15 protein-coding genes are annotated in these 16,691 nt (G+C 43.7%); 3 read left to right on the forward strand and 12 right to left on the reverse strand.

What is annotated here, in order from left to right; genetic code table 11:
• The gene (gene acnA, locus ACCM36_RS11310) at nucleotides 1–2,778 is read left to right on the forward strand and encodes an aconitate hydratase AcnA (protein WP_370573870.1); all 2,778 of its coding nucleotides are present in this window, start codon (nucleotides 1–3) and stop codon (nucleotides 2,776–2,778) included.
• Nucleotides 2,779–2,975: 197 nt separating this feature from the next.
• Here the strand turns inward: acnA and ACCM36_RS11315 are convergent, their stop codons facing one another.
• Nucleotides 2,976–3,179, reverse strand: coding sequence for a CxxC-x17-CxxC domain-containing protein (locus tag ACCM36_RS11315; protein ID WP_370573871.1), 204 nt, complete (start codon nucleotides 3,177–3,179; stop codon nucleotides 2,976–2,978).
• A 283-nt stretch (nucleotides 3,180–3,462) separates the two neighbouring features.
• Here ACCM36_RS11315 and ACCM36_RS11320 point away from each other — a divergent pair, with 283 nt between their 5' ends.
• The gene (locus tag ACCM36_RS11320) at nucleotides 3,463–4,470 is read left to right on the forward strand and encodes a hypothetical protein (protein ID WP_370573872.1); all 1,008 of its coding nucleotides are present in this window, start codon (nucleotides 3,463–3,465) and stop codon (nucleotides 4,468–4,470) included.
• Nucleotides 4,471–4,569: 99 nt separating this feature from the next.
• Nucleotides 4,570–5,667 carry a citrate/2-methylcitrate synthase gene (locus ACCM36_RS11325; protein WP_370573873.1) on the forward strand — a complete coding sequence of 366 codons (1,098 nt, stop codon included), beginning with the start codon at nucleotides 4,570–4,572 and terminating at the stop codon, nucleotides 5,665–5,667.
• A gap of 37 nt (nucleotides 5,668–5,704) precedes the next feature.
• Here ACCM36_RS11325 and ACCM36_RS11330 read toward each other — a convergent pair whose 3' ends face one another.
• The 11 genes from ACCM36_RS11330 to ACCM36_RS11380 form a co-directional block, all read right to left on the reverse strand.
• Nucleotides 5,705–6,154: an SRPBCC family protein gene (locus tag ACCM36_RS11330; RefSeq protein WP_370573874.1), complete on the reverse strand. Its 450-nt coding sequence runs from the start codon at nucleotides 6,152–6,154 to the stop codon at nucleotides 5,705–5,707.
• A 35-nt stretch (nucleotides 6,155–6,189) separates the two neighbouring features.
• Nucleotides 6,190–7,314: a hypothetical protein gene (locus ACCM36_RS11335; protein ID WP_370573875.1), complete on the reverse strand. Its 1,125-nt coding sequence runs from the start codon at nucleotides 7,312–7,314 to the stop codon at nucleotides 6,190–6,192.
• A gap of 107 nt (nucleotides 7,315–7,421) precedes the next feature.
• Nucleotides 7,422–8,036, reverse strand: a complete 615-nt coding sequence (locus tag ACCM36_RS11340) for a 4Fe-4S binding protein (protein WP_370573876.1) — start codon at nucleotides 8,034–8,036, stop codon at nucleotides 7,422–7,424.
• Nucleotides 8,037–8,062: 26 nt separating this feature from the next.
• Nucleotides 8,063–8,440, reverse strand: coding sequence for a helix-turn-helix domain-containing protein (locus tag ACCM36_RS11345; RefSeq protein ID WP_370573877.1), 378 nt, complete (start codon nucleotides 8,438–8,440; stop codon nucleotides 8,063–8,065).
• A 131-nt stretch (nucleotides 8,441–8,571) separates the two neighbouring features.
• Nucleotides 8,572–10,155, reverse strand: a complete 1,584-nt coding sequence (locus ACCM36_RS11350; protein WP_370573878.1) for an alpha-amylase family glycosyl hydrolase — start codon at nucleotides 10,153–10,155, stop codon at nucleotides 8,572–8,574.
• Nucleotides 10,156–10,472: 317 nt separating this feature from the next.
• Nucleotides 10,473–11,087 (reverse strand): ABC transporter permease, encoded by a 615-nt coding sequence (locus ACCM36_RS11355; protein ID WP_370573879.1) that lies wholly within the window; start codon nucleotides 11,085–11,087, stop codon nucleotides 10,473–10,475.
• Nucleotides 11,069–11,725: an ABC transporter permease gene (locus tag ACCM36_RS11360; RefSeq protein ID WP_370573880.1), complete on the reverse strand. Its 657-nt coding sequence runs from the start codon at nucleotides 11,723–11,725 to the stop codon at nucleotides 11,069–11,071. The genes ACCM36_RS11355 and ACCM36_RS11360 overlap by 19 nt, the downstream gene beginning before the upstream one ends.
• A gap of 20 nt (nucleotides 11,726–11,745) precedes the next feature.
• Nucleotides 11,746–12,873, reverse strand: a complete 1,128-nt coding sequence (locus tag ACCM36_RS11365) for an ABC transporter ATP-binding protein (protein ID WP_370573881.1) — start codon at nucleotides 12,871–12,873, stop codon at nucleotides 11,746–11,748.
• A gap of 55 nt (nucleotides 12,874–12,928) precedes the next feature.
• The gene (locus tag ACCM36_RS11370) at nucleotides 12,929–13,840 is read right to left on the reverse strand and encodes a glycine betaine ABC transporter substrate-binding protein (RefSeq protein ID WP_370573882.1); all 912 of its coding nucleotides are present in this window, start codon (nucleotides 13,838–13,840) and stop codon (nucleotides 12,929–12,931) included.
• Nucleotides 13,841–13,919: 79 nt separating this feature from the next.
• Complete coding sequence (locus ACCM36_RS11375; RefSeq protein ID WP_370573883.1) at nucleotides 13,920–14,534, reverse strand: superoxide dismutase; 615 nt, start codon at nucleotides 14,532–14,534, stop codon at nucleotides 13,920–13,922.
• Nucleotides 14,535–14,850: 316 nt separating this feature from the next.
• Nucleotides 14,851–16,691: hypothetical protein (locus ACCM36_RS11380; protein ID WP_370573884.1), on the reverse strand; the 1,841-nt coding region annotated here is incomplete at its 5' end.

A 16,691-nucleotide genomic window follows, 5' to 3' on the forward strand; every position in this document is an offset into this window, starting at 1 on the left:
ATGACCGGAAAAGGAAACCCGTTCGGTGCAAGAGAGACCGTTGATATTTGTGATGAAAAAGTGACGATCTACCGTCTGAGCAAACTTGAGGAAATGGGTATCGGAACCATATCCCGTTTACCATACTCGATCAGAATACTGCTTGAATCCCTCCTGAGAAATGCAGGAACCGAAGTTGTAACTGAGGAAGATGTTCGTACACTTGCTGCATGGAGTCCGGAAAATACACAACAATCAGAGATCCCGTTCATTCCTTCAAGGGTCATACTGCAGGATTTTACAGGAGTCCCGGCAGTCGTTGATCTGGCAGCCATCAGATCTGCAATGCAAAGGCTTGGTGGAAATCCAGGTGATATCAATCCCGTAGTTCCTGTGGATCTGGTCATAGACCATTCGATACAGGTGGATTACTATGGAACTTCTTATGCTATGCATTGCAATGAAAAATACGAATTCCACCGTAACCAGGAAAGATATGAACTGCTGCACTGGGCACAAAGAGCTTTTGATAACCTGAGAGTAGTACCTCCCGGAACAGGTATCATTCACCAGGTGAACCTTGAATATCTGGCACCTCTGGTCCATTTCAGGGAAACGGAAGAAGGAAAAGTTGCATATCCCGATTCCCTTGTAGGTACGGACTCACATACGACCATGATCAATGGCCTGGGAGTTCTGGGTTGGGGTGTGGGCGGTATAGAAGCAGAAGCTGTGATGTTGAACCAGCCCTATTACATGGCTGTGCCTGAGGTAGTGGGTTTCAGGCTATATGGTGATCTGAAGGATGGAGTGACAGCAACAGATCTTGTTCTCACTGTAACGCAAATGTTAAGGGAACATGGAGTGGTCGACAAGTTCGTAGAATTCTATGGACCGGGAATGAGAGCTATTGATCTGACAATAAGAGCAACCCTGGCGAACATGGGTCCGGAATATGGCGCTACGATGGGCTTCTTCCCGGCTGACGAGAAGACCATGGAATATATGCTTATGACAGGCAGGGACAAGAAGCATGTGGATATGGTCCGGGAGTACCTGAAGATACAGGGGCTGTTCGTAACTGATGATTCTCCGGAGCCTGTCTTCACACATACACTGGAACTTGACATGAGCACTGTGGAACCATGCCTTGCAGGCCCAAAAAGACCGCAGGACCGCATAATGCTTGCCGAAATGCCCCAAGTGTTCCACAAGGCAATGGAAACAGCATTCAGGGAGAAGAGAGGAGGGGAAATACTTGCAGCAGATCCGGACTACAATCGCTGGCTGGAAGAAGGAGGATACAGCATTGCAAGAGATAAGAATCCGAGCCATTCTGATCTTGTTAAGATTAAATGTGCTGACGATAACATTGCTGTTGCTCACGGTTCCGTGGTCATTGCATCCATCACTTCATGTACCAATACATCCAATCCTGCTGTACTCATTGGTGCCGGCCTGCTTGCAAAGAAAGCCGTGGAAAGAGGGTTGCGGGTAAAACCTTTTGTAAAGACGAGTTTATCTCCCGGATCCAGGGTAGTTACGGACTACCTTAAAGCTGCCGGATTGACACCTTATCTTGAGGCTCTGGGGTTCCACCAGGTAGGATATGGCTGTACCACATGTATCGGTAACAGTGGCCCTCTTAAGGATTCAGTGTCCCAGGCAATAAAGAACAAGGATCTTACGGTTGCCGCAGTACTTAGCGGAAACCGAAATTTTGAGGGCAGGATCAATTCCCAGGTAAAAGCGAACTACCTTGCTTCTCCCCTACTAGTGGTCGCATTTGCCCTTGCAGGCACAGTGGACATTGACCTCACCAGAGAGCCCGTGGCATGCGATCCTAATGGACAGCCAGTGTACCTGAAAGATATATGGCCCGGAAGGGAAGAGATCAATGATCATGTTTCCAGGTGCGTCCTTCCTGAAATGTTTGAAAGCCAATACTCCAATGTATTCGAAGGCACACAATTGTGGAGAGAACTGGATGCACCCAGCGGTACCCAATATAGATGGGATTCGGAATCCACTTATATTCAGGAGCCGCCTTTTTTCAAGGATTTCCCCCTACACCTTGCGGATAAACAGGATATTAAGGGTGCAAGGGTGCTGGCAATGCTGGGTGACAGTATAACCACTGACCATATATCGCCCGCCGGGTCTATACCTGCACACTATCCTGCCGGGGAATACCTCCTTAACCGCGATGTCGATGAAAAGCATTTCAATTCATATGGAGCCCGCAGAGGAAATCACGAGGTCATGATGCGTGGTACCTTTGGTAATGTGAGGCTTAAAAACCAGCTTGTGCCAGGAAAAATAGGATCCTGGACCCTCCATCTGCCTGAAAAACGGGAAATGTACATCTACGATGCTGCTATGACGTATATGAAAGATAAGGTCCCACTGATAGTGATCGCAGGTAAGGAGTACGGTACTGGCAGTTCCCGCGACTGGGCTGCTAAGGGTACACAGCTTCTGGGAGTGCAGGCAGTGATAGCTGAATCTTTTGAACGTATCCATCGCAGTAACCTTATTGGCATGGGAGTGCTGCCTCTACAATTCAAGGAAGGAGAGAATGCCAGGTCCCTTGGCCTGAATGGAACCGAGATATATGACCTGCTTGATATCTCAAAGTTGCAGCCTGCAGGTGAATTGGAAATAGTTGCTCACAAGGCAGATGGAACTGAAACATCCTTTAATGTCATGGTCAGGCTTAACTCTTCCATTGAAGTGGAATACTTCCGTAATGGAGGGATACTGCATAGGTTCCTTAGGGAGAAGATCAAAGGGAAATGAGGTTCCCTTATTATTTTTAACTACTTTGAAATTCTCTGTCTACTCCTTATGACAAAAGTAAAACTAAAGCATAAATGGAGTAATGATCATTTATCTGACAAACACGAAATCTAAAAAGAGCTTGTCGGTGTAATAAAGTAATACCGACAGTAGGTATTTAGTAATTTTAATATTAGTAATATTGATAACTGAAATATTCAGTATCTCTTTGGTGGCCTGTGAGCTGGCAGGCAATCCCTGCAGTATACTGGTCTGTTGGGGTCAGGTGCGAAAGGTACCTGTGTTTCCTTACCACAGTCTGCGCAGGTTGCATTGTGCAACTCTCTGTTTTCCCTGTTGAAACCACCCTGGCTGCTGCCGCCTCTGTTTCCCTGGGATGATCCGAATCCTCTGCGGTCCATATCTTTTACCTCCTATTATTTTATTATCAATCTATCCAAAAGAGACACTCTGTTTGTCGTAGGAGGCTTTTTGAACATAATTGACTGGTTTATACATTGTTTTTTCAAATATAATGCTTTTGCTCCAAAAAGGCTATAAAATCTGATCTATATGAAACTATAGATTGCGATTTTAGTTAAAATCAAGAAATATTATACTAAAGTTAATATTATATCTTTTCATCGACCAGATCAGCTCTGTACCAGCAGGGTTCATAAAGTATCAAGTACAGAAGATAATCTTATGGGCCATAGGATAAAAAATAAAACTAAAGACGAATTCCCGGTAATTAATGAAATTCCGGAAAACAAAGAAATCGGAAAGATGGATCTGGAAGAAGAAAAAGATATGACTGGTTTTTCCCTGGAAGAATTGCTTGAAGCAGACACATCCGAAATAAAGAAGATAAAATCACTTCACAAAAAAGAAAAAGAATACGCACCCTATCTGTTTGCCTTTGAGTACCCGATCGCTTATTATTATCTTGAGTTAAACCGTAAATTAAGTGACAAAGAAGTTGTTAAGGTACTGCGCCACATCAAAAAAGATATTGATGTCAACATTTCGTGTTTTGATGATCCTCTGGGAGCAACTATAGTTGAAGCCCTTGCAGAAGTACTTAATGATAAACCCATCAGCAAACATGAACTATTGCTTGTTATCGATTATATCTTGTGGTGCATCGATAACCGTTCCTGGATGGGAGACAGGCAGGCGTATGTGAAGGGATTATGCTATATGTTCGATCTCTACACTGAACTTGAAGAAAGACAATATGTGCAGCATATTGAAAAGTTTGGGAAAAAACTGGGCCTGGATACAAATACTATAGATGGTCTGCTTATGAAAAATGAAATTCCTGTGGAACATAGTGAAGAAGAGATCAATGCAGTACTTATTGAAAGTGAATTCTTTGCTATGGATGACAGCGCAAAAACCAATTTCCTTTTACAACACAGTTACGAGCATTTTGATCTTTTTGAGACCTATATCGCTGAACTGGGAGAAAGAAAAGAGTTTGGAGCAATTAAAGAATTAGTAGGCAAATATGCTAAAAAATGTGAGTGTGCAACAGAAATATATATGCTTGCGGGCACCGCCTTTTTGGAAGAGGATAAGAACCGCGCTAAAAGTTATTTTTGTAAGGCCCTTCATGGGCTTGAAAATGATAAAGATATGCCCGAGGAAATAAAGGCAGTTGTCACAAAAGAATTGAAGAAACTGATAAAAGGATGTGACAGAATGAATTGAGGTAGATGCTAACCTGTAAAAACACTTAAATACGTTTGAATAAAAGACTCATGTATCATATTTTCCTAAAAACACGTTCCTAATAACATGGGGTTTTTAATGAAGCAAGCAAAAAAAGGCTTAGAGGGCGTTGTAGCTCTGGATACGCAAATATCTTTTATAGATGGTGTGCAGGGCATACTCAAATACAGAGGTATAGAAATAGAAAAGCTTGCAGACCTTTCTTACGATGCTGTTTCTTACCTTCTGATATATGGAAAAATGCCCGATGTAAAAGAACTGGATAAATTTTCCATGGAGCTTCGTAAGGAGCGAAACGTGCATCCGCATCTTCTGGATATGTTAAAGTTTTGTGATTTTGAGAATGACTCTCTCGATGCCTTGAGAACTGCTATTTCCGTATGTGCGCATTTTGATGAAGATTCACATGACATTTCAGAGCAAGCCAATGTTAGGAAAACAATAAAGCTTATCGCCAGGTTTCCAACGATGGTTGCCGCTTTCTACAGGATGGCAAATGGTCTGGAAGTAATATCCCCAGATCCGTCCCTTGCACATGGAGCAAATTTCCTCTATATGCTAAGAGGATCACTTCCTACGGAACTGGAAGCAGAAGCAATGGAAAAGGACTTCATTCTCAGCGCAGAGCATGAGTTGAACCCTTCTACTTTCGCCTTGAGGATAACAGCTTCCACTCTCTCTGACCTGCATTCTGCAATTATATCCGGCCTATGTACCCTCAAAGGTCCCCTGCACGGAGGAGCAAGGAAAGGGGTAATGGATATGCTGGATGATATTGATTCGACAGATAATATCGAAGCATATGTGCAGGAACACCTGGAACATAAACAGAGAATAATGGGATTCGGCCACAGAGTCTATAAAACCTATGACCCCCGAGCCCGTATATATAGGAATATAGCAATGAAAGTGGCCATGGAAAAGGGAGATAGCCACTGGTTTGATCTTGCCCGGGAAATAGAAGCTATAATGTACCACGAAATGGTCGAGAACAAACATAAACCAATATACCCAAATGTAGATTTCTACTCAGGAGTACTGTACAAGGATCTGGATATCCCCTCATATCTTGCAACTTCTATCTTTGCCATAGGAAGGATATCCGGATGGATAGCACATTGTATGGAACAATATGCTGACAACAAGGTCATCAGGCCCAGGGCACATTTCGTTTAAAAGGGTCGGATAATATAAGATATGGAAGCAAAGGGGGTCAAGACTCCCTGTTTGCTTTTCTCTTTTCTGCCATTTTTTTCAGTTGTTCATTCATAGCATTGAAACCATTTTCTGTATCTTTTTTAATCAGATACATGAACAATGGAACCAGCACACCAGTGAACTTCTCACAGTTTATGAAATGTACACTTCCATCTTCCATCTCCTCTATCCTGAACAAATGCTCGCCGTCAAACAACCCCTTAACCAAGAAATAACCTCTCCAGCGTATTTCCCTGTTGATCTCTGCAATAAGCACCATAGGCTTTAGATCAAAACTTAAGGAAGCAACTTTCAGACGCACATCAAGCTTTTCTCCGGGTTGCGGTTTCCCAAAAACCCTTACTATAAAAGGATTCCAAGTCTGGTATTCATTGAGATCCGCGAGGATTTCCCAGACATCTTGTGACGATGCTTCAATATTAACCGTTGTACAAATTCGTCTCATAGTGATCTTTTGTAAATATAAAAAAGTCAGGTAACTTAAAGCACATTGAGTTTTTTGAGGTCTGTGTAGTGATGCCTTTGTTCATGGTAGATGTTTCCAATAGCCATTAGTGTAAATGCAACATAAAACAGGCTACCTACAATAGGAATACTGGTAAGCAACAACAATATAAATACTCCAAGGACCAGGTCCATCCAGGGACGTGACTGCTTCTCAAGTTTCCTGAATATAACATTCCCGATCCACATACCGGCAAAAAAGCGTGCAGCATACAGATTGAAAAACACTATAAAAAGCAAGGCCATGCTAAGGGGTATGCCTATAAGACTAATAAAGAGGGCGAATGCAACCACAAAAGCTGCAAGCACAAATACAAGACCAATTAGCAGATTCTTTATGGGTTCTTTGGGAATGCCTTCAGCCACACGTACTGTCCTATTCGGCCAGATAGCAAGCGAAACAAGACCCACAAGCACAATCGAAAGATATTTTATAATCCACCAGAATAGAGAAAATCCTTCGTCTCCCTCTTTTTCCTGATAGAGGAAAGTCACATTGCTGGCATTTATATTTTCTGGAATATCAGATTCAGAAGAACTGCGATATTTTAATTTGCCGCCCACATTTGCTGCCGGATCCACATATAATTTTCCTACTGATATATCTACATTTTTTCCTATGTTGCCATAAACAGTGAAAGTTTCCATCCCGCCTGTGACATTACCGGCCACATCACCTGAAAGAGTGCACTGGTCGACACCCAACACAAGATCCCCGCCTATGGAAGCCGTATTTGGCAAATATACATCTCCACCGGCAACAATAACGTCATCACCTACATTACCCTTTATGGAGATGGTTCCTCCAAAAGCTCTTACATCATCACCTACAATACCATCAATAGTGACTTCACCAGCCGCAGCAATAAGGTCCTGCGTAATGTTTCCTTTGACGATCACATTACCACCGGCAGCAACTACATCACCCTTGACAGTGCCTTCTATTATCACATTGCCACCGGCAACATAGAGGTCATCCTCAATAATGCCATCTATGATAATGTCAGGCTCCTCATCGCTTACAGCTGTAAAAGCACATGCAGGTTGTGTGCACGCAAGCATGAAAAAAATTAATAGAACATAAATGAACGAATGTTTCATTCAATTCTCCTTGCTTAATTAACTGCATGGAGTTCAAGCTTTAAATGTTTAGCGTTTGGGGTAATTTCAAATATAAAAAAAGTAAGAGGTAAAGAAAGAGCCGGTCCTCAATTCTCAAATGCAAGCGCATCCTTCGGGCATGCTTCAATGCACCTGCCACATTTTATGCAATCCCTTTTTGACAGGCTTTTACGCACATCCAGCTGCATCGGGCATACTTTATCACATTTTTTGCAGTTGATACACTTCTCTTCATCAAGATGGACCTGATATTTATCCTTTCCCAAAATATGCTGCAGTGTACCCATGGGACAGAAAGTGCACCATGTTCTGGGATTTATGGAAAAACCCAGCAATATGGCAATCGTTGTTGTGGTCAGACACATTATCACAAAGACCATGCCGATCTGATTGACCAAACCATGCGTCTGTAACAGCCTGTATCCCATGAACCCCATCATAAATAGAAATATGGGTATCCTGACCCAGAAACTTCTAAGTACCGGAGGTATCTTCTTATTCTGGGTGATCTTGCCTACCCAGAAATCACTGAAACTACCCCGGGGACACAGATTACCACAGAACCACCTCCCTCTGAAGGGACTGATCAGCAGCAAAGTGGCAAATACCAGCAGCATGAAGTACCCAAGAATCGGATACCACAAGCCTGCAACAGATACTATAAGTACAAGTATTCCAAGATATGGAGTAATTTTAAGCATTTTTTCACCAACACAATATTCAGTTTTTAGGATACAGCCATAATATTCTGTTCCTCTTCCCATACGATCAGTTCTTTTTCCACACGATCAACCCAGCTATGGATGATTTCCATGATGAGTTCCCTTATCTCCCTCTTATTCCTGATCCTGTATACAAAGAAATAGCCACCACCTTCAAGATTATTCTGGGACTTTTGCAGCACCTTTTTCTCAGTGAGTTTTTTGGCACTTCTCTGCACTGTGGATATGTCAAGAGACAGATCTGCAGCTATTTGCTCGGTGGTGAACCATCTGCTACTATGTTTCAACAGATGTTTCAGTACCAGAAGCTCTGCTTTTGTCAGGTTGAGACCACACTTTATGACAGCTTCGATCTGGAACTCCTTACATGCAAAATCTACCATAATGATACCTCAATACACTTACAGTACTGTAATAGTACCGCAGTACAATATAAACTGTGGCAAGTACTGCAAGATACCGACTAATAATGGAAGTACTGTAAAGAAGAGAAAAAAATAATTAGGCAATTCCCTTATGGAACAAATTTGAATATACTAAGACTATGCCCCTGCATTTTCAGCTGCACAGCATTGCGTTCTCCCATATTCTGCACATTGACCACAGCCCTGGACGACAACAGGTCGGCCATCCTTCCACCCGCAGAGGTTATGTTCACATCGACCGTCACGAACTCTGTACGTGGCTCTGTGTCAAGGTTAAGCGCTACAAGTAGCTCAGTATCATCCAGTATCCTGGAAAATGCCATTATGCATTTCCCTGTATCGGGATATGCAAAAAAAACTCCATCATAAGATGTTTCCCGGAAATATTGTCTTCCATATCTGAGTGCCGGTTCCTGTTGCCTTATCTTTGCCACCTCAGAGATATATTTATAAACCTTATTGCCACGATTGAAGAAATGGTGGCCTGTAGTCTCAAAAGCTCCCCACAGATTTCCGAACATAGTCTCCCTTACATAACTGTCGTGGCCACCCCCGCCATCGAATTCCTGTTCAGTGCCGTAGTATATGCACGGTATCCCCTGGCTTGTGAGCAGATAGCCAATGGCAAGGATAACCTGTTCATGGAAAGGATCCTGATGCAGGAACCTGCGGTATGGCCTTGTCATCTGGTCATGGTTATCCACAAAGGTCACGAAATACCTGCCCGCTTCCCCATGATCTGAATACATGCTTTTAAAGTCATCATACCTGCGCCTGAGCAGTTCCGGACTGAGAAAACCTTTGATAACCTCTTCCAGAATGAAATAAAGAGGAAAATCCAGTGCAGCATCCAGAGACGGAAAACGTTCGTTCGTGCCCGGTATACGACTGTTGCGGCCCAGGTACTGGTGGATAGTGCTATCGTCCCCCACCACTTCTCCAAAGATGAAGAAATTGTGTTTTCCAATACTCTTGGCATATTCACGAACAGCATTACAGAATATGGCAGTTGCACTGGACTCCATGTGCTTGACCGTATCTATCCTGAAACCGTCCACATCAGTAGTTGCTATCCAGTACTTGTAGATCTTGATGAGTGTGTCAAGAACCTGCGGTCGAGTTATGTCCAGTTCCTTGAGGCTGGCAAAATCCCCTATGATCGCTTCATCCCGGCTGGCAGTAGTAAAATCCCGGATCCTGCCTCTTCTGCGATAGTAGTCCGGATGCTGCAGTTCCACAGGCCAGACTGCATCATCTTCCTGCACCTTTTCATCAGGGTCCGTCCGTCTCCAGAACCCGAAATCAAAAGGTCCCGGAGCCTCAGGCCAGAACTGGTATTCCTGGTCATCCGGATAAGCCCAGTTATTCCCTGTGTGATTGATGATTATGTCAAGGATAACATACATCCCCCTGGAATGTGCATCTTTCACAAGTTCTCTGAGCTCTTCTCTCGTACCGAACCTCGGATCCAGTTCCAGAAAATCCTGTATGCCATAGCCGTGATAAGTGTCATCCAATTCCACCCGGTTCTTGAACACCGGACTTAACCAGATAGCATTGACACCCATGTCTGCAATATAATCAAGTCTTCTGCGGATACCTTTGAGATTACCGCCCTGGAACCTTTTGCCATTTTCCGGCAACCTGTCCTTTTTTACGGACTTCCGGTACATAGGCGTTTTCTCTTTGTTGTCATCAAAACGGTCAACAAGCAAAAAATAGATGAAAACGTCCCTCCAGTCCGCAGGAGATGGGAAAACTTTTTCCAGCGCTGTGAAATCAAGTTCCTTTACCGATGTGATCCTCTCTGAAATCCCTATTCCCCCCGTCCACCTTACCGATGGATATTGTCACATTGATAGAAATGTACGTGATAATTTTATTTAAATTAACTGTTTAAGTAAAAAATATATAGCAAATGAAAGGAAACAAAAAGGTCATACTTATGCGACTTTCTACATCTTCTGGTCCTGCTCTTTCACCTTCTTGATCATTGTCTCATATATCCGGGTGTCAGTTTTTTCTCCAGCAAGGTAAAGGAAAGATCTATCAACAGAGCTAAAACAATTGCAGGGATAGCTCCGGAGAGTAGCTTTCCAGTGTTGTAGCCGATCAATCCCTGAAAGATGATCTCTCCCAATCCACCACTCCCTATGAACGCCGTAAGCACAGCTATACTGTTTGCCAGGATGGCCGCAAATTTTATACCCGCAAACATGGCAGGATAGGCATTTGGAAGCCTTATGTAGCGCAGTATCTGCCATTCGCTGAGACCTATGCCATTAGCATAGTCTATCAGTGCAGGGTCCACATTTGTAAGACCAATGTATGTGTTCTTAATTATAGGCAAAAGAGCCCTCAGCATTATGGCTATCAGTGCCGGGACAAAACCAATCCCTAAGAAAGGCACTACTATGGCAATCACTGCAAAACTGGGCACTGCCTGCACAAGGTTGGCAAAGTTCATTACAATGGAGGCCAGTCGCCGGTTATAGAGAGAAGCAAATGCAAGGGGTACAGCTACCAGGATACTTACAAACAATGTAGTGTAGACCAGCACGATATGTTCCCATGTTGCATCCAGTATCACCGCTGTGGCTGCCATGTACCATACCTCTCGTACAATTTCTTTTCGATCCTGCCTGCCCCGAGGTCCAGTATAACAGCCAGTATCCCTGTCCACAAGCCTGCCAGCAGTATAGCATCCTTCTCATAGAGCTGGATGCCGTTCTGGAGTACTGTTCCAAGTCCTCCGGCCGCCACAAGTCCTCCCAATGTGACAACACCCATGGTGAACACCAGAGCTATTCTGATCCCCCCGGCTATGAGAGGCAGAGACATGGGTATCCTCACTTTAAGAAGTATGTCCCGTGGTGACAGACCAATAGCCTCTGCCACATATATGTATTGCCCATCCACTCCTTTAAGGCCTGTGTAGGTGTTCCTCGCTATAGGCAATATTGAATAGATCACAGAAGCAGCTATAGTTGGTCCTGTTCCAAGCCGCAGCAAAGGCAAAAGAATTACCAGCAGTGCCAGGTCCGGTATGGTTTCCAGTATATTGAGAAAGTTAAGTACCGGGGAGACGGTCCTTGGTCTGGTGTATATGAATATCCCCACACTCACGCCTATTATAACCGATATGGTCAGGGCTGTGCTGAACATCTGCAAGTGTTCAATAGTACGTATGGTCAAAAGATGCTTGTCCCATAGCATCACAATTTCCCGGAATATCCCTGTCATCTTTCTCCCACTTATTTAATTTAAATTAACTTTAAAAGCACCTCATCAGATACAAGCATCCCACCTACTGTATCCCCGTTCATGACCATCGCCATGTATTCCCCACTCTTCTTCATCTCAGATAGTGCTGTTGCAACTGAATCCCGTGGAGCAAAAACCTTCATGGGTTTTGCTATATCTCTCAGAAAAGGATGGCTCTCCTCGCATTTTAACAGGTTGACCATTTCCACTTTGCCTACAGGTACACCATTCTCAAAGACAATACCGACCTCAGTTTCCCTGTCTTTCATGATCTCAACTGCATTGCAGGCATCCATATCCCCATCCAGTACATACTTTTCGTCAAGAGGAGTCATCAGATCTTTCACGTTTAGTGTGTCCATGTGCTTGAACTTCCGGTCCGTGTCCACTATATTGGCAACCAGATCGTTCACGGGTTCAAAAATGAGTTCTTCGGGGACACCCACCTGTACAAGCCGGGCATTGTCCATGATGGCTATCCTGTCCCCAAGTCTGAAAGCCTCTTCTATGTCATGAGTGATGAATACTATAGTCCTGCCGATCTCCTTCTTGATCTCCAGGAACTCTTTCTGTAACTGCTTTCTCAAAATAGGGTCCAGAGCTCCGAAAGGTTCATCCATCAGAAGAAGCGGCGGATCCATGGCAAGAGCCCTGGCCAGACCCACTCGCTGCTGCTGGCCTCCGCTTAGTTGCCGGGGATATCTCCTGATAAACCTGTCAGGAGGCAGAGATACAAAATCCAGCAGATGGCGTACTCTTTCAGTTGTTCTTATCTCGTTCCAGCCCTCAAGTTTGGGCACCAGGCCCACGTTCTCCCCGATCGTCATGTGAGGGAAAAGACCAATGTTCTGAATCACATAACCTATGTTCCTCCTGAGGCTTACCGGGTCTAACTGAGTGACATTCTGTCCATTTATCAGGATGTTACCCGCATCTGGTTCTATCATCCGGTTGATCATCTGAAGCGTTGTGGTCTTTCCGGAACCGCTTGGTCCTATGAGGATAAGCAGTTCTCCCCCCTCTATGGTAAGGTCCAGGGATTCCACAGCATAACGGGAACCATATTTCTTGCTTACCTGCTGCAGTTCAATGGACTCTATCCTTTCAAACAATCTCTGGGTTGGCATTGTTTGTTCCCGGGTATTGTTTTGTAAAAAAGTAATGGATGAGACTTATAGAGACTTATGCTTCAATAAGCCCTTCCTTAATGAGGAACTCTCTTGCGATATCCCGTGGTTCCATCTTCTCCACATCGAACTTGTAGTTCAGGCTCCTCATGGTATCAGTGTCTATCCTGCCATCCAGTTTCTTTAAAGCGGCCACAGCATCAGGATTGTTTGTAGCGAACTCTTCTGTCATGATGTACATTGCATCGTAAGGAGGCAAAGAATTCTGATCATCCTGAAGCACCCTCAGGTTGAAGACCTCGTTCCTGGTATCCGTGGTGTATGCGGATATAGCATCCACATCATCTATTTTGATCGCCTCATACATTACAGTGGCAACTGCCTGTTTGTAATCCTTGAACTCGATGCCATATACATCCTTTATGCGAGGCAGTCCATCCTCACGGGTAGCGAACTCCGGATCTGTACCTATCGTCATCTGGGAGGCATGTTTATTGAGGTCGCTGATCTTCGTGACATTATTTGCCTCTGCCCAGTCCTCTTTTACCGCAATGGCATAGGCATCCTCGAACCCAAGAGTACTGACCACTATTATCTTATCGGTCTCCTTCAATCCCTTTTCAGTTTCAGTGTATACAACTTCAGGATCCCACACTTCAAGCGGTGGTTTCTTAAGGATCTGGCTGTAGGCGGTTCCCGTGTATTCCACGTAGGTGTTTATCTCGTCCTTCTTCAACGCTTCATAGTTGACGAAAGTTCCTCCCAGTCCTTCGACCACATCGGTCTCATATCCCGCATCTTCCAGCATAAGGGCTGCAATGTGGGCAAGTATATAGGATTCCTGGAAGAGTTTGGATCCTATTACCACAGTAGGCTTTTCAGCAGACGCATTGAGTTCCTTCTCAGAACAACCGCTTACCAGCAAAGCAACAACTATCAATATTACCATCAGAACAGACTTCTTCATTCACATACCACATCCCTTTCGCTTTGTTGATAAAGTGCTAAGAAATTCCCACGATTGAACATAGGAATTGAACTTATTCCTAGAGGTGCTGGATCTTCTTAAAGTATCTATCGATCTCCTCCCAGTTGACGATGTTCCAGAAAGCATCTATGAATTTACCCCTTTCATTCTTGTAATCCAGATAGTAAGCATGCTCCCACACGTCTATAGCCATGAGGATCGGATAATCCGGGAACACATTTACATTATGCTTTTCTATCTGCATGATCCCCAGCCTTTTTGTATCTTTGCAGAAGGTGAGTGCAGCCCAGCCTGATCCTTCCACGGTTGATGCTGTCTGAGTGAACTCCTTTTTGAAACGCTCGAAGTTCCCGAAGTCTTCCCTGATCACTTCAGCCAGTTCACCTATGGGCTCTTTTGTAGCATTTCCTGCAGGGGTCATCTCCCACCAGAAATAATCATGCAGCACATGACCACCCAGATTAAAGGCCACAGCTTTCGCAGTTGCTTTGTAGTCAAAATCCGTGCCTTCCTTTCTGGCCTTTTCCATCATCTGCAACAGTGAATTGACATTACTGACGTAAGCCTGATGATGTTTATCATGGTGTATACGCAGCTGTTCCTCTGAAATATACGGTTCAAGGTCCGCATAACCATATTTCAAAGCCGGTAATTTATACAGTTCTTTAGCCATAGTATTCCCCTTATTGATCGGCCACAGTGATCTGTATTATAATCTAAATGGAGTATCTGAAAGAGAATCCCATTTACAAACCCTGCTAACCAACCCCTTATACTATATTCACAAATATCTCAGACTTCTATGTTGCGTAAACTCCCACAAAATTTCAGATGCAACATACAGCCCTATATATTCCATTTAAAAGGCTTCTATATAAACGTATGGAATGGCGTCTCTGCAGAGAAAGACCATTATCAATATCATGCGGCTGAAAAGGATAATTATTAGCCATATTATGCAGGACAATTATTCGCAAGACCTATGGACGCTATGCTTCTGCGACTTCCTGCATCTTCTTCTCCTGCTCTTTCATCTCCTTGATCTCTCTGAGGCGGCGGATTATGACCTCCAGCAGGAATATTATGAGAGCTGCCAGGATGAAGTAAATCTTCTGGCTTACTGTTTCCTTGATAGGTTTCTGGGAATTTTCCCTGGCATCCTTGAGAAGCAAAGCCTGTGCTTCACTCTTGGTATATGTATTTCCGCCATTGGCCTTGATCATCTCTGCAAGTTTCGGGTTAACACCCACATCCCTGTATTCCAGAGCATAGTTAACTGCTATCGGATAGCCGGAAATGTAATGCACTCCCACCTGGCCAACGTCTGTTGTTGCTTCATAAGTGTTCTTGCCTGTAAGTGAAAGGTCGATATCTTTCCCATCAAGTTCGATGGTGGGTATACCTTCGTCATACATAGTAAGCTTAAGCTGTGCGGAAGTCCCGAACCATGTATCATCTGCCTCCAGCACGGCTCCTTCCTCCACCTGCGGATCACCGATGAGCCAGTTCATAGTGGATGAAGTGAGTTTTGAGTTATTACCGGAGTACATCTGGGTACTCCACATGTTATCATTGCCCTTTCCATTATCTGTACTAAGGGAGGCCACACGCCCCAGTCCATATCTCCACACAGTAAGCACAGGTTTACCGGTGGAAGTAAGGATCAGCCTGTCTGCGCCAGGTTTTGGTGTTACATCATTATAGCCCGTGATGTTACCTGATAGATTAACATTCTTTGTGACGAAATGAGTAGGATTGTATTTTACTAGTGGAAAAACAGCAAAATCGATGGATTCATTGGTATCCGACTGTTGAAGCTCATCGAAGACAAGGTTGACCCTTTCTCCCTTTTGAATCTGGAAATAAGTGCCATTTACTGCCTTCATCAAGCTCTCTCCATATATTAACCGTGTATTTGGATCCCTATACATAGTTGCAGTACTCAATATGTGGACAAAATACAGTTTTACATTTTGCTCAGCTAATTTTTTACTTGCTTCTATACTTTGAGTGTAATAATCAGCGATACCTCCATCAGAGACGATAATGACATCTAATTCTCCAGTGCCGCTTTTTAACCATTCATCAGCAATAGACAAACCACTGTCTAATGATGTCTGACTAGTTAAACTAGGAGTCAATGTTAAAATTTGAGACTCAAGTCTTTCTATGTTTGAGGGTACACCAAAATATACCAAACCATTAGAAACATCAGTACCTTCTGTACCGAAAGCAATAACACCTACATTTGCACTCCGAAGACCTTCATTTCTTAATATTGATATGGCATTTGCTTTGATCTCGTCGCCTACCGGATTCCCTTGTACTCCAACAGAACTTTCAGTTGCAGTTGATGATTGATTAATAGTACTTGAAGAAATATCAAGCACTATTACCACATTCCTGCCACCTTTCCATTCACTGGCCTTTGAATATACAGGTAATATGCCTTCAAGAGATGAATTAAGATAATTTCCAAAGTCGTAGGAACTATCGCCGCCTACCACGTACAGGCCATTGCCAGAGCTTACATAATCTTTTAGAGCCTGCACGTCTGATCCGGATAGAGAATTGATATTCCTGTTGTCCAGAACTACAGCCTTTTTATTTTCCAGATCAGTTAGCTGCGTATTAAGTGAAGTATCATACAGGTTGAGCAGCACATTGGCCATGGGTGAACTTGTTTCATCGGTAATGAGCTGTATCTTCGGTTTTGGGACGACATACACAGTCTTATAGAAGATATTATTGATAGGGTGACTGTCCTCCCCGGAAGCCGTAATACTGGCAGTGATCGTATGTGCGCCCAAGGAATCAAAGATATGTGTTA

It is taken from the genome of Methanomethylovorans sp. (assembly GCF_041305605.1).
Classification (GTDB): domain Archaea; phylum Halobacteriota; class Methanosarcinia; order Methanosarcinales; family Methanosarcinaceae; genus Methanomethylovorans.